The organism is Pseudomonas guariconensis, from assembly GCF_900102675.1.
GTDB lineage: Bacteria > Pseudomonadota > Gammaproteobacteria > Pseudomonadales > Pseudomonadaceae > Aquipseudomonas > Aquipseudomonas guariconensis.
In genome coordinates this window covers 82,055-102,545 of the sequence record NZ_FMYX01000006.1, presented here as the reverse complement: position 1 = coordinate 102,545, position 20,491 = coordinate 82,055, and the positions used below count along the sequence as shown (strand labels likewise).

Annotated in this window: 23 protein-coding genes; 9 read left to right on the top strand and 14 right to left on the bottom strand. The window is 63.4% G+C overall.

The annotated features are described in order from the left end of the window. Nucleotides 1-143: 143 nt before the first annotated feature. The gene (gene mvaT, locus BLS27_RS12080; RefSeq protein ID WP_043206401.1) at nucleotides 144-521 is read left to right on the top strand and encodes a histone-like nucleoid-structuring protein MvaT; all 378 of its coding nucleotides are present in this window, start codon (nucleotides 144-146) and stop codon (nucleotides 519-521) included. A 70-nt stretch (nucleotides 522-591) separates the two neighbouring features. On the opposite strand, the gene sbcB is transcribed toward mvaT, so the two are convergent. The 3 genes from sbcB to BLS27_RS12065 form a co-directional block, all read right to left on the bottom strand. Then, a complete protein-coding gene (gene sbcB, locus BLS27_RS12075) occupies nucleotides 592-2,022 on the bottom strand; it encodes an exodeoxyribonuclease I (RefSeq protein ID WP_090344951.1) in 1,431 nt (476 codons plus the stop codon). A gap of 90 nt (nucleotides 2,023-2,112) precedes the next feature. After that, a complete protein-coding gene (locus tag BLS27_RS12070; RefSeq protein ID WP_070576060.1) occupies nucleotides 2,113-2,472 on the bottom strand; it encodes a PilZ domain-containing protein in 360 nt (119 codons plus the stop codon). 121 nt (nucleotides 2,473-2,593) lie between these two features. Continuing rightward, nucleotides 2,594-2,977 (bottom strand): tetratricopeptide repeat protein, encoded by a 384-nt coding sequence (locus tag BLS27_RS12065; protein ID WP_043214930.1) that lies wholly within the window; start codon nucleotides 2,975-2,977, stop codon nucleotides 2,594-2,596. A 181-nt stretch (nucleotides 2,978-3,158) separates the two neighbouring features. Here BLS27_RS12065 and pyk point away from each other — a divergent pair, with 181 nt between their 5' ends. Next, nucleotides 3,159-4,610 (top strand): pyruvate kinase, encoded by a 1,452-nt coding sequence (pyk, locus tag BLS27_RS12060; protein WP_043214932.1) that lies wholly within the window; start codon nucleotides 3,159-3,161, stop codon nucleotides 4,608-4,610. A 117-nt stretch (nucleotides 4,611-4,727) separates the two neighbouring features. Here the strand turns inward: pyk and BLS27_RS12055 are convergent, their stop codons facing one another. Then, entirely contained in the window at nucleotides 4,728-5,660 is a 933-nt protein-coding gene (locus BLS27_RS12055; protein ID WP_090344948.1) for an iron-sulfur-binding ferredoxin reductase, read from the bottom strand. Between the two features lie 255 nt (nucleotides 5,661-5,915). Between BLS27_RS12055 and BLS27_RS12050 the strand changes: the two genes are divergently transcribed. Continuing rightward, nucleotides 5,916-7,439: a fumarate hydratase gene (locus BLS27_RS12050; RefSeq protein ID WP_043214937.1), complete on the top strand. Its 1,524-nt coding sequence runs from the start codon at nucleotides 5,916-5,918 to the stop codon at nucleotides 7,437-7,439. Between the two features lie 121 nt (nucleotides 7,440-7,560). Here BLS27_RS12050 and BLS27_RS12045 read toward each other — a convergent pair whose 3' ends face one another. Both BLS27_RS12045 and BLS27_RS12040 read right to left on the bottom strand, forming a co-directional pair. Then, nucleotides 7,561-8,433, bottom strand: coding sequence for a carbon-nitrogen hydrolase family protein (locus tag BLS27_RS12045; protein WP_090344946.1), 873 nt, complete (start codon nucleotides 8,431-8,433; stop codon nucleotides 7,561-7,563). Further along, complete coding sequence (locus BLS27_RS12040; RefSeq protein ID WP_043214941.1) at nucleotides 8,430-9,020, bottom strand: GNAT family acetyltransferase; 591 nt, start codon at nucleotides 9,018-9,020, stop codon at nucleotides 8,430-8,432. Before BLS27_RS12040 ends, BLS27_RS12045 begins: the two co-directional genes overlap by 4 nt. Nucleotides 9,021-9,135: 115 nt before the next feature. On the opposite strand from BLS27_RS12040, the gene BLS27_RS12035 reads away from it, so the two are divergent. After that, the gene (locus tag BLS27_RS12035) at nucleotides 9,136-9,534 is read left to right on the top strand and encodes a nuclear transport factor 2 family protein (protein WP_043214944.1); all 399 of its coding nucleotides are present in this window, start codon (nucleotides 9,136-9,138) and stop codon (nucleotides 9,532-9,534) included. 177 nt (nucleotides 9,535-9,711) lie between these two features. On the opposite strand, the gene BLS27_RS12030 is transcribed toward BLS27_RS12035, so the two are convergent. The 6 genes from BLS27_RS12030 to BLS27_RS12005 all read right to left on the bottom strand — a co-directional run bounded on the left by BLS27_RS12030 (nucleotide 9,712) and on the right by BLS27_RS12005 (nucleotide 14,454). Next, nucleotides 9,712-10,278 carry a DJ-1/PfpI family protein gene (locus BLS27_RS12030; RefSeq protein WP_090344944.1) on the bottom strand — a complete coding sequence of 189 codons (567 nt, stop codon included), beginning with the start codon at nucleotides 10,276-10,278 and terminating at the stop codon, nucleotides 9,712-9,714. Nucleotides 10,279-10,357: 79 nt separating this feature from the next. Further along, nucleotides 10,358-11,515, bottom strand: coding sequence for a phospholipase D-like domain-containing protein (locus tag BLS27_RS12025; RefSeq protein ID WP_070576082.1), 1,158 nt, complete (start codon nucleotides 11,513-11,515; stop codon nucleotides 10,358-10,360). Nucleotide 11,516: 1 nt separating this feature from the next. Further along, nucleotides 11,517-12,098: a YceI family protein gene (locus tag BLS27_RS12020; protein ID WP_090344942.1), complete on the bottom strand. Its 582-nt coding sequence runs from the start codon at nucleotides 12,096-12,098 to the stop codon at nucleotides 11,517-11,519. Nucleotides 12,099-12,142: 44 nt separating this feature from the next. Further along, a complete protein-coding gene (locus BLS27_RS12015) occupies nucleotides 12,143-12,439 on the bottom strand; it encodes an amidase (RefSeq protein ID WP_090344940.1) in 297 nt (98 codons plus the stop codon). After that, entirely contained in the window at nucleotides 12,436-13,524 is a 1,089-nt protein-coding gene (locus BLS27_RS12010; RefSeq protein WP_425262100.1) for a serine hydrolase domain-containing protein, read from the bottom strand. Before BLS27_RS12010 ends, BLS27_RS12015 begins: the two co-directional genes overlap by 4 nt. A 42-nt stretch (nucleotides 13,525-13,566) precedes the next feature. Beyond that, nucleotides 13,567-14,454: an acyl-CoA dehydrogenase middle domain-containing protein gene (locus tag BLS27_RS12005; RefSeq protein ID WP_090344938.1), complete on the bottom strand. Its 888-nt coding sequence runs from the start codon at nucleotides 14,452-14,454 to the stop codon at nucleotides 13,567-13,569. Nucleotides 14,455-14,588: 134 nt separating this feature from the next. Here BLS27_RS12005 and olsB point away from each other — a divergent pair, with 134 nt between their 5' ends. Both olsB and BLS27_RS11995 read left to right on the top strand, forming a co-directional pair. Further along, nucleotides 14,589-15,344: an L-ornithine N(alpha)-acyltransferase gene (gene olsB / locus BLS27_RS12000; protein ID WP_090344936.1), complete on the top strand. Its 756-nt coding sequence runs from the start codon at nucleotides 14,589-14,591 to the stop codon at nucleotides 15,342-15,344. Continuing rightward, nucleotides 15,344-16,132, top strand: coding sequence for a lysophospholipid acyltransferase family protein (locus tag BLS27_RS11995; protein ID WP_090344934.1), 789 nt, complete (start codon nucleotides 15,344-15,346; stop codon nucleotides 16,130-16,132). Before olsB ends, BLS27_RS11995 begins: the two co-directional genes overlap by 1 nt. A 113-nt stretch (nucleotides 16,133-16,245) precedes the next feature. Here BLS27_RS11995 and BLS27_RS11990 read toward each other — a convergent pair whose 3' ends face one another. After that, complete coding sequence (locus BLS27_RS11990) at nucleotides 16,246-16,818, bottom strand: acyl carrier protein phosphodiesterase (RefSeq protein WP_090344932.1); 573 nt, start codon at nucleotides 16,816-16,818, stop codon at nucleotides 16,246-16,248. 153 nt (nucleotides 16,819-16,971) lie between these two features. Between BLS27_RS11990 and BLS27_RS11985 the strand changes: the two genes are divergently transcribed. The 3 genes from BLS27_RS11985 to BLS27_RS11975 are packed head-to-tail and all read left to right on the top strand — an operon-like array spanning nucleotide 16,972 to nucleotide 19,526. Beyond that, nucleotides 16,972-17,274 (top strand): ArsR/SmtB family transcription factor, encoded by a 303-nt coding sequence (locus tag BLS27_RS11985; RefSeq protein WP_043213583.1) that lies wholly within the window; start codon nucleotides 16,972-16,974, stop codon nucleotides 17,272-17,274. 13 nt (nucleotides 17,275-17,287) lie between these two features. Continuing rightward, nucleotides 17,288-18,457 carry an MFS transporter gene (locus tag BLS27_RS11980; RefSeq protein WP_090344930.1) on the top strand — a complete coding sequence of 390 codons (1,170 nt, stop codon included), beginning with the start codon at nucleotides 17,288-17,290 and terminating at the stop codon, nucleotides 18,455-18,457. 19 nt (nucleotides 18,458-18,476) lie between these two features. Then, nucleotides 18,477-19,526 carry an alkene reductase gene (locus tag BLS27_RS11975; RefSeq protein WP_090344928.1) on the top strand — a complete coding sequence of 350 codons (1,050 nt, stop codon included), beginning with the start codon at nucleotides 18,477-18,479 and terminating at the stop codon, nucleotides 19,524-19,526. Between the two features lie 63 nt (nucleotides 19,527-19,589). On the opposite strand, the gene BLS27_RS11970 is transcribed toward BLS27_RS11975, so the two are convergent. Beyond that, a complete protein-coding gene (locus BLS27_RS11970) occupies nucleotides 19,590-20,414 on the bottom strand; it encodes an ATPase (RefSeq protein ID WP_043213579.1) in 825 nt (274 codons plus the stop codon). Nucleotides 20,415-20,491 lie beyond the last annotated feature (77 nt).

The window sequence follows — 20,491 nt, the reverse complement described above, 5'->3', positions numbered from 1 at the left end:
TGTAAAATTTTCTTAACCAAATGCCTGCATTGCCCCACGACAATTAACAGTTTATTGCCTTTTTAATTGTTTACTTGAGAGTATCGCCTGTCTATTATTGGCCCGAACTGTTTCTCTTTGAACATTGCACTAAGGACCACTCCATGTCCCTGATCAACGAATACCGCGCTACCGAAGAAGCCATCAAGGAACTTCAGGCCCGTCTGGCCAACCTGTCGCAAGATGACAAACTGAAGAAAGAACTCGAGTTCGAAGGCAAACTGCGCGCACTGATGGGCGAATATTCCAAGTCCCTGCGTGACGTGATTGCCCTGCTGGATCCAGAATCCAAACTGAGCAAAGCTCCGCGCGGTGCGGTCAAGACCACTGGCACCAAGCGTGCTCGCAAGGTCAAGCAGTACAAAAACCCGCACAATGGCGAAGTGATCGAAACCAAAGGCGGCAACCACAAGACCCTGAAAGAATGGAAAGCCAAATGGGGTGGCGATGTGGTTGAAGGCTGGGCAACACTGCTGGACTGACAGCTGGCTGCCTCTCACACGCCCAATAAAAACGCCGGCACATTGCCGGCGTTTTTATTGGGCGTGCACCTTAGCGTTGATATTGCGCCTTCAACTGCTGAACATGTGCCTGCCACGCCTCCAATACTCCCCTTCCGGCAGCATCTGCCGTTGCCAGGGCGCTCTGGCAAGCCTGCTCGAAGTCACCCAGCGTGTTCGGCGCGCCCAGTCGCGGGTCGCTCAAGCGCTGCTGACAGAACGAGAACCAACGCTGCCGCTCCTCGGCACTCAAGGTATCGGGGAAGTTTCTTGCCCGATAACGGAATAACAGCTCTGACATCCTCGAGTCATCGAACATCCAGTGCCCCTGTCCCAATTGCACAGGGTCAAGGGCGCGCACTTGATCACAGAGGCGACGATCTCGGTCTCCCAGAAAACCATCATACAACTGTTGCTCAGGGTCCTCGCTAGGCGCGAACTCATCGCCGCTGTAAATGCCTTCGAGCTTGTCCTGCCAAATATGCTGTTGCTCGGCCAATTGTTCCCCACGACGTTGCAACTGCGACATATCCAGACCCAGCCGCTGCTGATCGACAGGGCGCAATACCGTCAACGGGGCCACGACCGGGCAACGATTGATGTGCACCAACTTCAGCGGAACGGGTAATTGTCCATCAGGCAATTCGTCACGCCGGGTATACAAACATTGTCGTAATGTTTCTGTGGTCTCTTGCAATAACGGCAAGGTATCCAGGTGCAGGTCGCACACAATCAGCGCATTCCGATTACGTGGATGCCAGGCCAATGGCAATACCACCCCCAGATAATTACGCTCTGCAGAGAAGCGGCCAGATACATGTACCAGCGGCTGCAAAAGACGGATCTGCTCCATCACCTTGTGCTTGCTGCGCAATTGGAACAACCAGTCATATAACTTGGGTTGCTTCTGGCGAATCAGGCGAGCCAAGGCGATCGTTGCCCGTACGTCGGAAAGCGCTTCGTGGGCGTGGCCATGGTCGATGCCGTTGGCCTTGCTCAGCAGTTCAAGGCGCAGACTGGTGCGACCGTCCTGCTGCGGCCAGACGATGCCTTCCGGGCGCAAGGCATAGGCGGTGCGCACCACGTCGATCAAGTCCCAGCGGCTGTTGCCGCCCTGCCATTCTCGGGCGTAGGGGTCGAAGAAGTTTCGGTAGAGGCTGTAGCGGGTGACCTCGTCATCGAAACGCAGGGTGTTGTAGCCCGCGCCACAAGTGCCGGGGCGGGCCAGTTGCGCATGGACCCGGGTCATGAATTCGGCTTCGCATAGCCCCTCACGGGCCAGTTGCGCGGGCGTGATGCCGGTGACCAGGCAGGCGGCCGGGTGCGGCAGGATATCGTCGCTGGGACGACAATAGAGGCTGATAGGCGCTTCGATCTCGTTGAGTTCAAAGTCCGTTCGCACGCCTGCGACCTGCAGCGGACGGTCGCAGCGTGGATTGATGCCGGTGGTTTCGTAGTCGTGCCAGAAGATGCTGGAGCTCACGGGGTCTTCCTGTAACAAGGTCGACCAGAGTCTAGCGACCTGACAGGCCGGTCCGCACCCACGAATTCGCTGCAGCGCGTTGCCGAAGACTCAGGCGGAGGCGTTGATGGGGCGGAAGCTGAAGTAGTTGCGCAGAGCCCGGACGAAGTCGTCGTATTCGCGCGGGGGCTGCAACAGCATGAAACCGGCGTCGTAGTGGCCGGGGGTCTGATCCTCACGGCACCACAGGCAACTGGCGGTAAGATTGATGCATTGCACCCCGCCACCAACCACCGGCAGGCGCAGTTGCAACTCGAAATCCGGCCCCACCAGTACCGGCAGATGGCTGATCAACATCAGGCCGTCTTCCGAAGCATTGCCCAAGTAGCCGATCTGCTGGTCGGTGAACCGGTTGTAGACCTTGAGGACACAAGGCAACTGGTGGCGTTCTATATGGCGTTGAATAAACATGGCGTGGCGCGATCCGTACCTGATGCCAGGAAGACAAGGTACTGGCGGTGAGCGTTACATCTGGTTAACAGATTAGCTCAGCGCGACTCGGCATTTCCATGAAATCAAGAACACCTTGGTGTTAACGCCAAGGTGTACCGGTCGCAGGCGTCGCCACCGCCGACTCGCCACGCAGGTGCCCGAGCTGTTCGAGGGTCTGCAGGCGCGCCTTGGCGCGGTAGGCATACTCGTTCTGTGGATAACGCTGCATCAGGTACTGATAGGTCTGGGCCGCGTCCATGTAGAGCTTCTGACGCTCAAGGCACTGGCCACGCAGCATCGAAACTTCCGGATGGATGAACGGCCGTGCCCGGCTGGTGCGGTCCACCTGCGAGAGCTCCAGCATCACACGCTGGCAGTCGCCCCGGTCATAGGCTCGGTAGGCATTGTTCAGGTGATGGTCCATCGACCAGCGGGTGCAGCCGACGACACTGGCCGCGACGGCTAAAACGATCAGGGCTCGCATGGGGGATCTCCTTTGATGGACAGTGTATCGGCCTGGCGCGGCAAATCTTCACATGCATCTGCAAGCATACCCCGACCGTTCAAACGCCACCCTGCCAACTGGTGAGGTAGTGCAACGGAACAATGACTACAGCGATATTCAGGAGTAGCCTTTCGCTGCGCTTCACTATAGGAGTCTGTGCATGACCATCCGCCGTACCAAAATCGTCGCCACCCTGGGCCCCGCCAGCAATTCACCGGAAGTGATCGAACAACTGATCCTCGCCGGCCTGGACGTGGCGCGCCTGAACTTCTCCCACGGCACTCCAGACGAGCACAAGGCCCGCGCCCGCCTGATCCGCGACATCGCCGCCAAGAATGGCCGCCACGTCGCGCTGCTGGGCGATCTGCAGGGTCCGAAGATCCGCATCGCCAAATTCAGCAACAAGCGCATCGAATTGAAGATCGGTGACAAATTCACCTTCTCCACCGCCCATCCGCTGACCGAAGGCAACCAGGAAATCGTCGGTATCGACTACCCCGACCTGGTCAAGGACTGCGGTGTCGGCGACGAGCTGCTGCTCGACGACGGCCGCGTGGTCATGCGCGTCGAAACCGCGACCGCCGACGCCCTGCACTGCGTGGTGATCATCGGCGGTCCGCTGTCCGACCATAAAGGCATCAACCGCAAAGGTGGCGGCCTGACCGCGCCGGCCTTGACCGAGAAGGACAAGGCCGACATCAAGCTGGCTGCAGAGATGGACCTGGACTACCTGGCCGTTTCCTTCCCGCGTGACGCCAGCGACATGGAATATGCCCGCAAGCTGCGCGACGAAGCCGGTGGCACCGCCTGGCTGGTGGCCAAGATCGAACGCGCCGAGGCCGTCGCCGACGACGAGACTCTGGACAACCTGATCGCAGCCTCCGACGCGGTAATGGTCGCCCGTGGTGACCTGGGCGTGGAAATCGGCGACGCCGAGCTGATCGCCATCCAGAAGAAGATCATCCAGCATGCCCGCCGCAACAACAAAGCGGTGATCGTCGCGACCCAGATGATGGAGTCGATGATCCAGAACCCGATGCCGACCCGCGCCGAAGTGTCCGACGTGGCCAACGCCGTGCTGGACAACACCGACGCGGTCATGCTCTCCGCCGAAAGCGCCGCCGGTGCCTACCCGATCGAAGCGGTCAAGGCCATGGCCCGCGTCTGCCAAGGTGCCGAGAAGCACCCGACCAGCCAGAAATCCAGCCACCGCCTGCACACGACGTTCGAACGTTGCGACGAAAGCATCGCCCTGGCCGCGATGTACACCGCCAACCACTTCCCGGGCGTCAAGGCGATCATCGCCCTCACCGAGAGCGGCTACACCCCGCTGATCATGTCGCGCCTGCGTTCGCACGTGCCGATCTACGCCATGTCGCCGCACCGTGCCACCCAGGCGCGTGCATCGCTGTTCCGCGGCGTCTACCCGATCGCCTTCGACCCAGCCTCGCTGCCAGCCGAAAAGGTCAGCCAGGCAGCCGTCGACGAACTGCTCAAGCGCGGCTTGGTGCAACAGGGTGACTGGGTGATCCTGACCAAAGGCGACAGCTACCACACCATCGGTGGCACCAACGGCATGAAGATCCTGCACGTGGGTGATCCGCTGGTCTGATGTTGTCGGACCCTGGGGCCGCTTCGCGGCCCATCGCAGGCTTGGCCAGCGCCCACCGCTTTACCTGTGGGGGCGGCCTTGCATCGCGAAAGGAGGGCAACGCCCTCCTCTGTTCACTCAGGCATGTTCGGTGAACACATCGGCAAACACCTGGTTCCTCGGCACACCGGCAATGAACAGCCGCCGCGCGAACTGCTCCACACTGCCCGGCGCTCCGCACGCAAGCGCCACCGTCTGTCGCGACGAAGGGCACAGCCCCGCCAACGCTTCCTCCAACGCCTCTGCGGTCACGCAGCACACACTCACCTGTGGATAACGGCTCGCCAGCTCATTCAAGGGGCCAGCCAGATAATGTCCCTGGCGATCCCGCGCCACGTGCATCACCTTGATCTCCCCCTGATGCCTCTGTCGCAGCGCCTCGCGCAGAATCCCCCACAACGGCCCAAGCCCTGTCCCTGCCGCCAGCAGCCATAGCGGCCGATCCTGCCACCCGGCGTCGTAGTGCAGGGCACCGCCCCTGAGCTCACCCAGGCGCAGTCCGTCGCCGACGACCAAATGCCTGGCTTTATCGCAAAAGGCACCCGGCAGGCGGCAGTCCAGATGAAACTCCAGAAACCTGTCCTCGCCTGGCAGGCTGGCCAGCGAATAAGGCCGTGCAACGCCCTGCTGCCACAGCACCAGATGTTGGCCTGCCTGATAGCGCAGAGTCCGCTCGGGTTGCAGACGCAAACGCAATACGTCACCGAACCAGTCCAGCTCGCAGACCCGTGCAGGCAAGCCGTCGGTCAGCGGGTCGAAGACGGCGACCTGCAGATCGCCGTTCACCCGGCACTGGCAGGCCAGGCGCCAGCCCTGCTCGCGCTGCTCACTGCTCAAGGCCTCGGGCATGGCATCCTCGGGCTGGCCTTCCAGGCAATGCACCAGGCAGGCGTGGCAATTGCCGGCGCGGCAGCTGTAGGGCACGGCATAGCCGGCCTCGTTGAGGGCGTCGAGCAGGTTGCTGGCGGCCGGCACGCTCCAGCGGTGCTCGCCGACGCGAAGTTCGGGCATGATCGAAACATCTCCACACATCACTGCGCCCACTCTAGGGCTTGCCCGGCAATTGAGCAAAAAGGATGCCCACAGCATGCCGACCTTGGTCCAGACCACGCGCAGGTGTGCCGGGCATCGATGCGCGCTATACTGCCGCGCCCTTTTGCGTCGGCCACTGCCTGCCGGCGCGCCTTGCAAGGTGTTTCGACGCGCTGGTCGGCTGTGTCGGAAGAGCCTTTTTGAATGTTCCCGTCTTTAAGAGGAGCGCGCTGCATGACCGTGATCAAGCAAGACGACCTGATTCAGAGCGTTGCCGACGCCCTGCAATTCATCTCGTACTACCACCCCGTCGATTTCATCCAGGCGATGCACGAGGCTTATCTGCGTGAAGAGTCGCCCGCTGCGCGCGACTCCATCGCCCAGATCCTGATCAACTCGCGCATGTGCGCCACCGGCCACCGCCCGATTTGCCAGGACACCGGTATCGTCACCGTGTTCGTGCGCGTGGGCATGGACGTGCGCTGGGATGGCGCCACCATGAGCGTCGACGACATGATCAACGAGGGTGTGCGTCGCGCCTACAACCTGCCTGAAAACGTCCTGCGCGCCTCGATCCTGGCTGACCCCGCCGGTGCCCGCAAGAACACCAAGGACAACACCCCGGCCGTCATCCACTACTCCATCGTGCCCGGCGACAAGGTCGAGGTCGACGTCGCAGCCAAGGGCGGTGGCTCGGAGAACAAGTCGAAGATGGCCATGCTCAACCCATCCGACTCGATCGTCGACTGGGTCCTGAAGACTGTCCCGACCATGGGCGCCGGCTGGTGCCCGCCTGGCATGCTGGGTATCGGCATCGGCGGCACTGCAGAGAAAGCTGCGGTCATGGCCAAGGAAGTGTTGATGGAGTCCATCGACATCCATGAGCTCAAGGCCCGTGGCCCGCAGAACCGCATCGAAGAACTGCGCCTGGAGCTGTTCGAGAAGGTCAACCAGCTGGGTATCGGTGCCCAGGGCCTGGGCGGTCTGACCACCGTGCTCGACGTCAAGATCATGGACTACCCGACCCACGCCGCCTCGCTGCCGGTCTGCATGATCCCGAACTGCGCCGCCACCCGCCACGCCCATTTCGTGCTGGACGGCTCCGGCCCGGCCGAGCTGGAAGCGCCGTCGCTGGACGCCTACCCGGAAATCGTCTGGGAAGCCGGCCCGAGCGCCCGCCGCGTCAACCTCGATGCGATCACCCCGGAAGAAGTCGCCAGCTGGAAGCCGGGCGAGACCCTGCTGCTCAACGGCAAGATGCTCACCGGTCGTGACGCCGCGCACAAGCGCATGGTCGAGATGCTCAACCGCGGCGAAGAGCTGCCGGTCGACCTCAAAGGCCGCTTCATCTATTACGTCGGCCCGGTCGATCCGGTCGGTGACGAAGTGGTAGGCCCTGCCGGCCCGACCACCGCCACCCGCATGGACAAGTTCACCCGCCAGATCCTCGAGCAGACCGGCCTGCTGGGCATGATCGGCAAGTCCGAGCGTGGCCCGACCGCCATCGAGGCGATCAAGGACAACAAAGCGGTGTACCTGATGGCCGTTGGCGGCGCCGCCTACCTGGTGGCCCAGGCAATCCGCAAGTCCCAGGTCCTGGCCTTCGCCGAGCTGGGCATGGAAGCGATCTACGAGTTCGAGGTCAAGGACATGCCGGTCACCGTCGCGGTGGACAGCAACGGTGAGTCGGTGCACATCACCGGTCCCGCCCTGTGGCAGAGCAAGATCGCGCAGAGCCTTGCGGTTGAAGTGAAGTAAGCCTGATGTAGCAGCGGCGCCTTCTTCGCGGATGGACCCGCTCCCACAGGGCATCCACTGAACTCCAAAACAGTGGAGCGTTCGTAGGAGCCGGTTCACCCGCGAAGGGGCCGCAACTGTCCTATCCAATTCTGTCGAACTGCTCCGGCCAGTCCCGCCGGATGAACACCTGTCCTTCGCGTCGAACCCGACGTACTTCCTCCAGATCGACTTTACCCAGCAGCCAGCGACTGCCATCAGGGCAAAGCTCGGCGCTCTCGGCAATCACCCCATTACTCGGCATGCCGTAATCCGGCGGCACGAACAGCCCTGCCCGTCCGATATTCTCGTCAAGCGCCGGCGACCAAGGCGCCATACCCACCGTCGGGCTTTGCAGCACCGCGATCTGATTCTCCAGTGCTCGGGCCTGGGCACCGATGCGCACCCGGTGATAACCAGCCTCGGTGTCAGTACAGCTTGGGGCCAGGATCAAGTCGGCGCCTCGTTCGGCCAAGTATCGGGCGAGCAGGGGGAATTCGTTGTCGTAACAGATCAGGATGCCCAATTGTCCCAGCGCCGTATCGAACACCTTGAGCCCTTCACCAGCAGCGATGTTCCATTGCTCACGCTCGAAGCGGGTCATGATCAGTTTGTCCTGATAACCCAGCACACCGTCCGGTCCGAACAACCAGGCACGGTTGCGGTAGCGCCCGTCCGTCTCGAGCACCGGCAGGCTGCCTGGCTGCAGATAGATTCCCCAGCGCCGAGCGATTCCCTCGCACAAGGCAAGCCAGGGCTCGATCAGCGGCTGGATCCCAGCGATCGATCCCTTCAGGTCGCTCCGTTGCTCAGAGGGCAACTGGCCACTTAGGACCAACCCCGCATACTCAGGCAGCAGCAACAACTGCGCGCCGCCCTCGACAGCCTCGACGCACAAGCTCTGGAGGTGCTCGGCATAGGCCGCCCAGGTCGTGTGCAGCTCGATGGCGTACTGGCAAGCGGCCAGACGGATCACAAGGGTAGTTCCTTGAGCCAGAAGGACATAATCTTCGCCGATGCCTGCTCCTCGTCGAGGTCGCGCCAGGCATAGGTCGTGCGCAGCGACGGCTCATGCAGGAAGCCCCGATTGCGCCAGAAGCCGTGCAAGGGCTTGTAGTCGGCAGGACGCCGGGGATGCCCGGCCGGCCGCTCGACCGAGCAGAACGCGCAGTAGTCGAATTCGGCGAGCTTGTGAGCGTAAGACTCGCGCTCGATGAAAAAGCGCACACCCAAGCCCTGGCCCCGGTAAGCCGGCAATAGCACCGACTCGCCGAAGTAGTAGACGCTCGCAGGATCGCGCCCTTGGGCCAGGAACGGCTGTTGGAATTCAGGCGTCTCGTCGACCAGAGGCAGGCCCGTGGAGGCCCCCACCACCTGCCCTTGGTCGATGGCCAGCACCGCCAGGCTGCGCCCGGAGCGGGCGTAGGTGGACAAGTAGTCGGCCTCGTACTGCGGCGTACCGTCGTAAAGGTAGGGAAACTCGCGAAACACCGAAAGGCGCAGGCGAGCGAGGTCATCGATGTAAGGCGCAATCGCGGCGCCGTGCAACAGGCGGATTTCCATGCTTAGCGGTCGTTTTGTCGATGTGGATGACGCGCTCGGCTAAGCCGGGCTTGAGGGGAAACCCTATCATCCGGCCCAAGCCATTCCCTTTCCCGTACACGACAGGAACATTGCCATGACCGCTACCGAACTTGTGAACGCTTATTACGCAGCCTTCAATGCTGGCGACATGCCCGCCTTCCTCGGATTGCTCAGCGAAGATGTGATTCACGACATCAACCAGGGTGAGCGGCAGATGGGCAAAGCGGCGTTTGCAGCGTTCATGGACAAGATGAACCGCTGCTACCGGGAGCGTCTGGCGGACATCGTGGTGATGCAGAATGCCGATGGGAGCCGTGCGGCGGCGGAGTTCACCGTACATGGGGAGTACCTGGCCGACGACGAAGGGCTGCCACCGGCCAACGGACAGACGTATGTGCTGCCGGCGGGGGCGTTCTTCTATATCCATTGCGGGAAGATTGCTCGGGTGACCAATTACTACAACTTGAATGATTGGGTTGAGCAGGTAGGTTGAGCTTTTTGAGGAGCGTGTGAATATCCAATGTTGGTGGGGGCGCTGATGGCGCTTCTCGCCCTTACGGCGACCTTCTTTTGCTCTTGGGCAAAAGTGACCCGCCGTAAGGGCGAAACGGTGAGTCAGCGTCAACAACTCAAATGAATGAACCCACCGACACCGACCTAGTCCAAGAAACTACCCAAGCACCCGCAGAAACGCCGCCAACCAGGCAGGATGCGCCGGCCAGGCAGGCGCCGTCACCAGATTCCCATCCACATGCGCCTGGTCCAGAGCGATATCCACAAACCGCCCCCCCGCCAACCGTACATCAGGTGCACACGCAGGATACGCACTGCACTCACGCCCCTCCAGCACACCTGCCGCCGCCAGCAACTGCGCCCCGTGACACACCGCCGCGATCGTCTTGCCCGCCTGGTCGAAGGCCTTGACCAGCGCCAGCACCCGCTCATCCAGGCGCAGGTACTCAGGCGCCCGGCCACCGGGGATCACCAACGCGTCGTACCCCTCGGCCCGAACCTGCACGAAATCGAAGTTCAAGGCAAAGTTGTGCCCAGGCTTCTCGCTGTAGGTCTGGTCGCCCTCGAAGTCATGGATCGCCGTGCGCACCGTCTGCCCGGCCAGCTTCTCCGGACACACCGCATGCACAGTATGCCCGACCATCTTCAGTGCCTGGAACGGCACCATCACTTCGTAGTCCTCGACGAAGTCACCCACCAGCATGAGAATTTTCTTGGCCGTCATCGCATCCACCCCTTCCGTTGCATGGGAACAATCCCTGCACGATAGTCCGCTTCAGCGTGTACGGGTACTCACCACAGGTCTAGTCGCGACGATTGAGCAGATTGACCACCAGCCGGTCGAGCCACCCCCACAACCGCTGCTGCAGCCGACGCCAGAAGGGCCGGGCATGCCAGCGTGCCAGGTCGACTTCCTGGCTGAGGGCGAAGTCTCGCTCGAAGCTGGCGGCCACCGCCGCCGTCAGGGGCGGGTCGAGGGCTTCTACATTGGCCTCGAGGTTGAAGTGCAGGTTCCAATGATCGAAGTTGCATGACCCCACACTGACCCACTCGTCCACCAGCACCATCTTCAGGTGCAGGAAGCACGGTTGATACTCGAAGATCCGAACGCCGGCGCGCAGTAGACGGGGGTAATAGCGGTGCCCGGCGTAACGGACCGCCGGGTGGTCGGTGCGCGGGCCGGTGAGCAATAGACGCACGTCGATGCCCTTCTGCGCCGCTCGTCGCAGGGAGCGACGCACACTGAAGGTCGGGAGGAAGTACGGTGTGGCCAGCCAGATGCGCCGTTGGCCGCTGTTGAGGGCACGCACCAGCGAGTGCAAGATGTCCTGATGCTGACGGGCGTCGGCGTAGGCCACCCGGCCCATGCCCTGGCCTTGGGCGGGCACCCGCGGCAGGCGGGGCAGGCCAAAGCCCTCGGCTGGCCGCCAGGCGGTGCGCCGATTGTTGGCGTGCCACTGGCGATCGAACAACAGTTGCCAGTCGGTGACGATGGGGCCTTCCATTCGCACCATCACTTCATGCCATTCGCTGGTGTCGACGCCTGGGGTCCAGAATTCATCGGTAACGCCCGTCCCGCCCACCACTGCCCAGCATTCATCGACCAGCAACAGCTTGCGGTGGTCCCGGTACAGGTTGCGAACCCCACGCCGCCAACGCAGGCGGTTGTAGTAGCGCACCTGTACGCCCGCCGCCTCCAGGCGTTGGCGCAACGCTGAGGGGAAGGCCAGCGAGCCATAATCGTCGAACAGGCAGCGAACCCGCACGCCACGGCTGGCGGCCTGCTCCAAGGCCTCGACCACCGCATCTGCACAGCGACCGGCTTCGACCAGATAGAGCTCCAGATCGACCTGGAATTCGGCGCGCACGATCGCCAGGAGCATGCGCGGAAAGAACTCGGGGCCGTCGATCAGCAGTTCGAACTCGTTGCCATCCCGCCAGGGGAAGACCGGCCCCGGCATGTCAGCGGGCGGAGAAGATCAGCACCGCACTCACCGGCACCGATGGGCTGATGGACGCAACACCGGAAAGCTTGCGCAGGGACGCCAGCCCCGGCAACAGATCGAACTCCTCGGCACGCAGGATCAACGGCTCCAGGGTTACCACCTGGAAACGACGTTCATCCAGACGGGTGGCCAGCAGCAAGGTGTCGTAGCGGTGCGATTGCCCGTGCAGGGTCACAGTCACCGGTAGACGCAGTTCGACCTGCGCGCCATTGGCCAGGTCGTTGATGGGGCGCAGGTCGATCTTCGTCTGCACAAGGGCTTCGGGAAACTTGGCGACCTGGAACAGCTCGTTGCGCATGCGCTCGTCACGTAGCGGTATGCCACCGCTGACCGAATCCATTTCGATGCTGACCAGGGCATTGCCTTTGCCGTCGACCTTGCCATGGAACACCAGGAAGCGATGCACCTCGGAGGTGTCACCATTCTTGCTGGTGACAAAAGACAAACGTGAGGACTCGCCATCCAGGTGCCAGCTGGCATGGGCAGGCAGGCACAAGGCCATGAGCAGAGCAGGCAGTAGACGGGGCAGTTTGAACATTTGAAATCTCGTGTAACAAGGCCGTCAACCTTACCCGCCCGCCTTCACGGCAGCAAGCGGCAGCCCTCCCGCGCGTTCACCCAGGCTGCCTGATTGCGCCGCCCCAAGCCTTCAGCGAGCACCCGACGTCGCGCGTGGTCCTCTTCCAACCTGCCCAAGGGCAGGTACTGCTGTACATAACCCCGGCAGTAGACCTCATCGAAGCCCATGACGAAGCGGCACGAGCAGTACTCCTTGGCCGAGTAGGCCGACAGGATGCTTGGAAAATCCGCCAACGCCTGACGCTCGTGCAACGCCCACACCAGCAACGCCACCATCAACAACAGCAGGACGCGCTTCATCTGCCCTCCCCCGCAACGGCCGCCAACACCCGCTTGAGCAGTTCGTTGTGCTGATAGGTGCCATCGCGGTCATCGGCGTAACGCACGATCACCAATTTCTGCGAAGGCACCACATAAAGTGCCTGGCCCCAATGACCCAGTGCGGCATAGACGTCTTGGGCAGCGTCCGGCCATGGCGCCGGCTGGCCCGGCAACGGCTGGTTGAGCCACCAGTGCCCGCCAGGATTGGCCTCGTCCGGGATCGCCTCGGCCCGCTCGAACAGCTGCTGATTGAACGCCACCCAGTCCCTTGGCAACAGTTGCCGCCCTTGCCAACGCCCATCACGCAGCATCAGCAGGCCGATGCGGGCCAGGTCTCGCGCACTCAAATAAAGATAGGAGGAGCCCACGTAGGTGCCGGCGCTATCGCGCTCCCAGACTGCGCGGCGAATACCCAAGGGCTCGAACAACGCCTGCCATGGGTAGTCATCACGGCTGTCGGGGGGCAGCATGCCGCGCAAGGCCGCCGCCAGCAGGTTGCTGTCGCCACTGGAGTAGCGAAAGCGCTCGCCCGGTGCCACCTCGGCCGGCTGCGCTGCGGTGAAGGCAGCCATGTCCTTACGGCCACGGGTATACAGCATGGCCACCACCGAGGACTTGAGCGGTGCGTATTCGTAGTCCTCCTGCCAGGCCAGGCCGCTGGCCCAATGCAGCAGGTCGACGATGCGCAGTTCCGAATGCACCTTGAGCGGCGGATAGTAGTGCCATGCCGGCGCATCGAGGGTAAAGCGCCCTTCGCCGTAAGCCACCCCCAGCACAGTGGCCAGCACACTCTTGCTGATCGACCAGGTCAGGTGCGTGGTGTCGACACGGGTGGGCGCGACGTAGCGCTCATACAGGATACGCCCGTCACGGATGACCAGCAGCGCATCGCTGCGCACACCCGTGCGCCCGGTCTCGTCGCGGTCGGGAAAGGCATAGGCCTCGACCGCCTGCCAGTCGATGGCCGCAGGTTCGCGCTGCCACTGTGGATCCGGCCACGACTCGGCCCACGCCGAAACGCTCACCCCTGCCAGAATGCCCAGCAATTTCCCCAACCTGCCCATGGCCGCCCCTCACGTGGCTGAACGGGCGAGCCTGCCAGGGTTTCATGACAATCCGACAGCGGCCCAGGCCTTGTGCAGGCGCTTCTCCCGCGCCGCCGTGGCCAGCGCCAGCACGCCCTGATCGCGCTGCCACAACTGCATCCAGTGAGGCGGCCCGCCCGCCAGGGCTTTGTCGATCGTCTCGCGCAGCGCATGAAACTGGGCGAACAGACCGCCCAGCAGCAAGTGGCAGGCGGCGCTGTCGGCGGACTGTCGGCTGCCCTCGGCGCATCCACCCAGCAGGCCCAGTAAACGCAGCCGCAGGTCCTGGGGCCAGGCACTTTCCTGACCGACGCCATACAGCCAGGCCACCAGCGCGGCGAGCACGTAGAGGTCTTCCAACGAGCGGAAGGGTTTGACGTAGGCATCCCAACCATCACCGGCGAGCCGTTCGCAGGCGGCCTGGTGCAACTGCAGGCGCGCATGGCCGACTTCGGGCATCAACGGCAAGGTGGGCAAGGCCTCCAGCGTCACCCCTGCCTCACCCGGATAGACCACCGCCAGTTGCAGTCGAGGCTTCTCGCCATCAGCCTCGCTGCGCGCCGCCACCAGCAGCCATTCGGCGTCCAGCCCGGCGGTGACGAAATCCTTGCTGCCGGTCAGGCGCAGGTTCTCCAGGCGGGTCTGCATGTCCGCCGGCCGCACGCTGCGCCGCTCGGTGGCACACAAGGCACCCAGGCTGGCTGGGGCACTGGGCCAGAGCACACGCAGGGCCGCTTGGTAACCGACTAGAAAAGCCAGCCCCGGCGTCGCCATCGCCCGCCCACCGAGCACCGCCAGCTCGAAGGGCGAGACTGGCCCGAGACGCTCGAGCAGGGCGGCGTAGCCTTCACCCAGGCTTTGGGCCTCGGGCTGGCGGTAGGGGTCGTTGACTCGTTGCAACCAGGGCATCTCAGGCTCCTCGTCAGGGGTTGTCACGCAAGCATCACCAAAGCTTCACGGGGGTGACACCGCGCGTACCTAGGCTGACTTTGCACAACAAAGTCGACCGGCCGCAACCCTTGGCTGGCTCATGGAGACTCGCAATGACTCGGACCGCACGCTCTGGCGACACCAGCACTGAACGCCGTCTGCAAGCCGAACGCCTGGTCGGCGCCACGGCGCTTCAGGAAGCACAGGCCCTGCGCTTCAAAGTGTTCAGCGCCGAATTCCAGGCCAAGCTCAAGGGCGCGGAACTGGGCCTGGACATGGACGACTACGACATCCATTGTCGCCACATCGGCGTGCGTGACCTGGCCACCGGCCAACTGGTCGCCACTACCCGTCTGCTCGACCACCAGGCCGCCAGCAGCCTGGGACGCTTCTACAGCGAAGAAGAGTTCAGCCTGCACGGCCTGCTGGAACTGCAGGGGCCGATCCTGGAGCTGGGCCGTACCTGCGTCGACCCGGCCTATCGCAATGGCGGCACCATTGCCGTGCTCTGGGGCGAGCTCGCCGAAGTGCTCAACGAAGGCCGCTACAACTACTTGATGGGGTGCGCCAGCATTCCCATGCAGGACGGCGGCGTGCAGGCCCACGCCATCATGCAGCGCCTGCGCGAACGCTACCTGTGCACCGAGCACCTGCGGGCCGAGCCGAAAAAACCACTGCCGACCCTGGCCCTGCCGAACAACGTCATCGCCGAAATGCCGCCCTTGCTCAAGGCTTACATGCGCCTGGGCGCGAAGATCTGCGGCGAACCGTGCTGGGACGAGGATTTCCAGGTCGCCGATGTGTTCATCCTGCTCAAGCGCGACGACCTCTGCCCGCGCTACGCCCGCCACTTCAAGGCGGCGGTGTGATGCCTGGATTGCGGGCATTCGCCCGCCTGTCGCGTCTGCTGCTGGTGCTGGCACTGGGCATCGTCATGGCCAGCGCGATCACCCTGGGAGAACGCCTGGGCCTGAAGCCTTCCTGCCAACGGCGCCAGCGCTGGACATGCCTGTTCATGCGGTATCTGGTCGCCGCCCTGCCCTTCGAGGTCCGAGTGATTGGCCCTTTACCGTTACAGCCGATGCTGTGGGTCAGCAACCATGTGTCCTGGACCGACATCCCCCTGCTTGGCATGCTCACGCCGCTGTCGTTCCTGTCCAAGGCCGAAGTGCGCCACTGGCCGCTGGCCGGTTGGCTGGCGGAAAAAGCCGGCACCCTGTTCATCCGCCGTGGCGGTGGTGACGGCCAGCGCCTGTCTCAGCAGATCGGTGAGCAGTTGGCCCAGCAACGGCCGCTGCTGATCTTTCCGGAAGGCACCACCACCAACGGCCGCGCCCTGCGTACCTTCCATGGCCGGCTGCTGGCCGGCGCCATCGACCAAGGCACCCCGGTGCAGCCGGTGGCGATCCAGTACCTGCGCAACGGTCAAGCGGACCCGATCGCGCCGTTTATTGGCGATGACGACCTGGTGTCTCACCTGATGCGTTTGTTCCGCCAGCCGCACGGGGAAGTGATCATCCAGCTGCTGGAGCCGATCCCCAGCCTAGGCAAGGAGCGGGCGGTGCTGGCGTTCCAGGCGCAGCAGGCGGTGCAGCTGGCCTTGTATGGCGCCGACGGGTGGGAAGCGGTGCCGCGACGGCAAGCGAAGGCGGCCTGAGTCGTGTGGCGGTCCAATCGGCCCTTTCGCGGGTAAACCCGCTCCGATAAGGGTGGCGGTGCCTTGTGGGAGCGGGTTTACCCGCGAAAAGGCCCGTACGGTCGTATGAAGGTTCATCGACTCGCCAGCGCAAAAGCCTGCAACTGCGGATAGAACTCGCGAAAATCCGCCAACAACGGCTCGTACAACACCTCCAACTCCCCCATCACCCCGTCCATGCCTTCCGGCCGTGACAACCGCCGGGCGATACCGCGAAACACCTGCTCCAGCGTGTCGAAATCGCCATAGGCGCCCAGCCAGTCGTCTGCGGCCATGAACGGGGCGATATGCGCCAGCCGCCCGGGCAGTGCCGGCTCGGCGAGCAGTACGCGGTAGAAGTCTCCGGTGAAGGCGCTCAGCGGCTGTGCGGCGTAATCGTCCCAGTGCCGCGCCAGGCAGTGGTCGAAAAACACATCCAGGACGATCCCGGCAAAACGCCGCCGCTCACGGGGAAAGCGCGCCAGCGCCGCCAGTACCAGCGGGTGGCTGTCGGTGTAGCTGTCGATATGGCGGTGCAGACGAATCGAAGCCTCGAGGGCCGGCGGGAAGCGCCCTTGCAGCGAACCTTTGACGAAATCGCCATACAGGCTGCCGAGCAGTTGTTGCGGCTCTCGGCCGCCCAGATGCAGGTGTGCGAGGTAGTTCATGGCGCCCAGTCTAGCACTCACGGGAACCATATCGTTATAACGCGATATAGCGATTCGCGCTCAGCTAAGAACCTCTTCATATTTGTATATCGCGAAATACCGATTTATATTTCGCCTCATCGCGATATAACGCTACACACCATGAGTCCCACCATGCCTCTTGATCTCGACGAAATAATAAAAGCCCTCTCCCACCCGGTAAGGCGAGAAATCCTCACCTGGCTCAAGGACCCGGCTGCGCAGTTCCCCGACCAGCAGCACAGCACCGAATACGGCGTCTGTGCCGGGCAAATCGACCAACGCTGCGGCCTGTCGCAGTCGACCGTCTCCGCCCACCTGGCCACCTTGCAGCGCGCGGGCCTCATCAGCAGCCAGAAGATCGGCCAGTGGCACTTCTTCAAACGCAACGAGGACACCATCCAGGCGTTCCTCCAGCAGATGAGCCAAGAGCTCTGACAAGGACCTTGCAATGCCTCTTTCCCTGATGATCCTGGCGCTCAGCGCCTTCGCCATCGGCACCACCGAATTCGTCATCATGGGCCTGCTGCCCGATGTGGCGCAGGACCTGGGGGTGACCATCCCCGGTGCCGGCTGGCTGGTGACCGGCTACGCCCTGGGGGTGGCCATCGGCGCACCGTTCATGGCCCTGGCCACTGCGCGTCTGCCGCGCAAGGCCGCGCTGGTGACGCTGATGGGCGTGTTCATCGTCGGCAACCTGCTCTGCGCGGTGGCCGCGGACTATGACCTTTTGATGTTCGCCCGCGTGGTGACCGCCCTGTGCCATGGCGCCTTCTTCGGCATCGGCTCGGTGGTGGCGGCAAGCCTGGTACCGGCCAACCGCCGCGCCTCGGCCGTGGCCCTGATGTTCACCGGCTTGACCCTGGCCAACGTGCTCGGCGTGCCCTTGGGGACTGCGCTGGGCCAGGCCGCTGGCTGGCGCTCGACCTTCTGGGCGGTGACCGCCATCGGCGTGATCGCACTGATCGGCCTGGTGCGCTACCTGCCGCTGCAGCGCCAGGAAGAGAAAGTCGACATGCGCGCCGAACTGGGCGCCCTCAAGGGGGCCGGCATCTGGCTGTCGCTAAGCATGACCGTGCTGTTCTCGGCCTCGATGTTCGCCCTGTTCACCTACGTCGCCCCCCTGCTCGGCGACGTCACCGGCGTATCGCCACGTGGCGTCACCTGGACCTTGCTGTTGATCGGCCTGGGCCTGACCGTGGGCAACATCCTCGGCGGCAAGCTCGCCGACCGCCGCCTGGGGGCGACTCTGGTGGGTGTGTTCGCCGCCATGGCAGTGGTGTCCACGGCGTTGAGCTGGACCAGCACGGCCCTGGTACCTGCCGAGATCACTTTGTTCCTCTGGGCCACCGCCGCCTTTGCCGCCGTGCCTGCCCTGCAGGTCAACGTGGTGACTTACGGCAAGGCCGCACCCAACCTGGTGTCGACCCTGAACATCGGTGCCTTCAACCTGGGCAATGCCCTGGGCGCCTGGGTCGGCGGCAGTGTCATCGCCCACGGCTTCGGCCTGACCCGCGTGCCCTTGGCCGCGGCTGCCCTGGCGATCCTGGCGCTGATCGTCACCTTGATTACCTTCCACCAGCGCGGCGGCAACGCCGAACTGGCCACCGCTTCCAACTGACCCTCGCGAGGCTACGCCAATGACCACGCTCTTCGATCCGATCACACTGGGCGACCTGCAACTGCCCAACCGCATCATCATGGCCCCATTGACCCGTTGCCGCGCCGACGAAGGTCGAGTGCCCAACGCATTGATGGCCGAGTACTACGTGCAACGCGCCAGCGCCGGACTGATCCTCAGCGAGGCCACCTCGGTGACCCCCATGGGCGTTGGCTACCCTGACACTCCCGGCATCTGGTCGGACGAACAGGTGCGCGGCTGGACCAACGTCACCAAGGCCGTGCACGGGGCTGGTGGGCGCATCTTCCTGCAGCTGTGGCACGTCGGGCGCATCTCCCACACCCAGTACCTCAACGGCGAACTGCCGGTGGCCCCGAGCGCGATCCAGCCCAAGGGCCACGTCAGCTTGATCCGTCCGATCACCGAGTACCCGACGCCACGAGCCCTTGAGACCGAAGAAATCGCCGACATCGTCGAGGCCTACCGCACCGGTGCCGAAAATGCCAAGGCGGCCGGCTTCGATGGCGTAGAGATCCACGGGGCCAACGGCTACCTGCTCGATCAATTCCTGCAAAGCAGCACCAACCAGCGCACCGACCGTTACGGCGGCTCCCTGGAAAACCGTGCTCGTCTGCTGCTGGAGGTGACCGACGCGGCGATCGAGGTGTGGGGCGCCAATCGTGTAGGCGTGCACTTGGCACCACGGGCCGACGCCCATGACATGGGCGATGCCGACCGTGCCGAGACCTTCAGCTATGTCGCTCGGGAGCTGGGCAAGCGCGGCATCGCATTCATCTGCTCGCGGGAGAAAGAAGCCGACGACAGCATCGGCCCGCTGATCAAGGAAGCCTTCGGTGGCCCGTACATCGTCAATGAGCGCTTCGACAAAGCCAGTGCCAACGCGGCGCTGGCCAGCGGCAAAGCCGACGCGGTGGCCTTTGGCATCCCATTCATCGCCAACCCCGACCTGCCCGCCCGTCTGGCCGCCGATGCGCCGCTGAACGAGCCGCGCCCGGAGACCTTCTACGCCAAAGGGCCGGTGGGCTACATCGACTATCCGCGGATGTGATCGTAAATCCGCTCCTACAAGCCTTGTGGGAGCGGGTTCACCCGCGAACACAGCTCAGTAGATTCAAGGCCGGGCGTTGATCTGCTGTTGCAGGTTCTGGATCTGGCTCTGCAAGGTATTGAGGTTGCGGGTCACCTGGCTGCGGAAGGCATCGAACTCCTGCACCGAAGCCCCACCAGCGCTAGGTGCCGGGCGGTTGTCGATCTGACTCTTGAGCACCAGCACATCCTGCTCCAGGCTCTCGATCGCCGCACTGGGATTACCCTGTTTCTTCAGGCTCGCCACTTCGCTGCTCAGGCTCTTGATCTGGCCGTCGAGCTTGCCGCCATCGAGCTGGCCGGACTTGAGCGCGGCCAACTCACCATTGACCGCCTTGAGCTGCGCCTGCAACTGGCTCTGCAATTCTGTCACCGCTTTTTGCTGTGCACGGGTATCGGCCAAGACCTGCTCCAGACGCTTGCCCAGATCCCCCGCCTGGCCCGCCACACCCTGCTGCTGCTTGCTCTGCTCGGCCAAGCTCGCCTTCAACTGGCGGATCTGCAGCTTCAAGGCCTCGCTACCGGTGTTGACACTGGACTCGCTGGCCTCGACTTTGCCGCTGATCGCCTGAAGTCGCCCCGCGGCTTCTTCGCTGATCCGGGCGAAGCTCTCCTGGGTCGCTACCAACTGCTGCTCCATCAGCGAGATCTGTTGGAAGCTCCACCATCCCAGGCCCGCCAGGGCGATGACCGAGGCCCCCAGCAGCGCCCACAGCGGGCCCGTGCTGGCCGGACGCGCGGCCTTGCGCCGGCTCCGTGCCACGTGCGCCGGGAGCAGTTCATCATCATCCGGAGTACCGGCACGCAGGGTCGGCACATCGTCGAAATCGTCGAGGGGGTCGTTACGCATGGAGGCTTTCAACCACAGTAATAGCAAAGAGGCATGAGTATAAACCGCCAGAGCGGCGCACTGATGACCATTATCCT

Bases quoted from the DNA above. Each gene is read 5' to 3' on its own strand.
- mvaT (WP_043206401.1), top strand. From the start codon at position 144: ATGTCCCTGATCAACGAATACCGCGCTACCGAAGAAGCCATCAAGGAA.
- BLS27_RS12070 (WP_070576060.1), bottom strand. From the start codon at position 2,472: ATGTTTATTCAACGCCATATAGAACGCCACCAGTTGCCTTGTGTCCTC.
- BLS27_RS12065 (WP_043214930.1), bottom strand. From the start codon at position 2,977: ATGCGAGCCCTGATCGTTTTAGCCGTCGCGGCCAGTGTCGTCGGCTGC.
- pyk (WP_043214932.1), top strand. From the start codon at position 3,159: ATGACCATCCGCCGTACCAAAATCGTCGCCACCCTGGGCCCCGCCAGC.
- BLS27_RS12055 (WP_090344948.1), bottom strand. From the start codon at position 5,660: ATGCCCGAACTTCGCGTCGGCGAGCACCGCTGGAGCGTGCCGGCCGCC.
- BLS27_RS12050 (WP_043214937.1), top strand. From the start codon at position 5,916: ATGACCGTGATCAAGCAAGACGACCTGATTCAGAGCGTTGCCGACGCC.
- BLS27_RS12040 (WP_043214941.1), bottom strand. From the start codon at position 9,020: ATGGAAATCCGCCTGTTGCACGGCGCCGCGATTGCGCCTTACATCGAT.
- BLS27_RS12035 (WP_043214944.1), top strand. From the start codon at position 9,136: ATGACCGCTACCGAACTTGTGAACGCTTATTACGCAGCCTTCAATGCT.
- BLS27_RS12030 (WP_090344944.1), bottom strand. From the start codon at position 10,278: ATGACGGCCAAGAAAATTCTCATGCTGGTGGGTGACTTCGTCGAGGAC.
- BLS27_RS12025 (WP_070576082.1), bottom strand. From the start codon at position 11,515: ATGCCGGGGCCGGTCTTCCCCTGGCGGGATGGCAACGAGTTCGAACTG.
- BLS27_RS12020 (WP_090344942.1), bottom strand. From the start codon at position 12,098: ATGTTCAAACTGCCCCGTCTACTGCCTGCTCTGCTCATGGCCTTGTGC.
- BLS27_RS12015 (WP_090344940.1), bottom strand. From the start codon at position 12,439: ATGAAGCGCGTCCTGCTGTTGTTGATGGTGGCGTTGCTGGTGTGGGCG.
- BLS27_RS12010 (WP_425262100.1), bottom strand. From the start codon at position 13,524: ATGGGCAGGTTGGGGAAATTGCTGGGCATTCTGGCAGGGGTGAGCGTT.
- BLS27_RS12005 (WP_090344938.1), bottom strand. From the start codon at position 14,454: ATGCCCTGGTTGCAACGAGTCAACGACCCCTACCGCCAGCCCGAGGCC.
- olsB (WP_090344936.1), top strand. From the start codon at position 14,589: ATGACTCGGACCGCACGCTCTGGCGACACCAGCACTGAACGCCGTCTG.
- BLS27_RS11995 (WP_090344934.1), top strand. From the start codon at position 15,344: ATGCCTGGATTGCGGGCATTCGCCCGCCTGTCGCGTCTGCTGCTGGTG.
- BLS27_RS11990 (WP_090344932.1), bottom strand. From the start codon at position 16,818: ATGAACTACCTCGCACACCTGCATCTGGGCGGCCGAGAGCCGCAACAA.
- BLS27_RS11985 (WP_043213583.1), top strand. From the start codon at position 16,972: ATGCCTCTTGATCTCGACGAAATAATAAAAGCCCTCTCCCACCCGGTA.
- BLS27_RS11980 (WP_090344930.1), top strand. From the start codon at position 17,288: ATGCCTCTTTCCCTGATGATCCTGGCGCTCAGCGCCTTCGCCATCGGC.
- BLS27_RS11975 (WP_090344928.1), top strand. From the start codon at position 18,477: ATGACCACGCTCTTCGATCCGATCACACTGGGCGACCTGCAACTGCCC.
- BLS27_RS11970 (WP_043213579.1), bottom strand. From the start codon at position 20,414: ATGCGTAACGACCCCCTCGACGATTTCGACGATGTGCCGACCCTGCGT.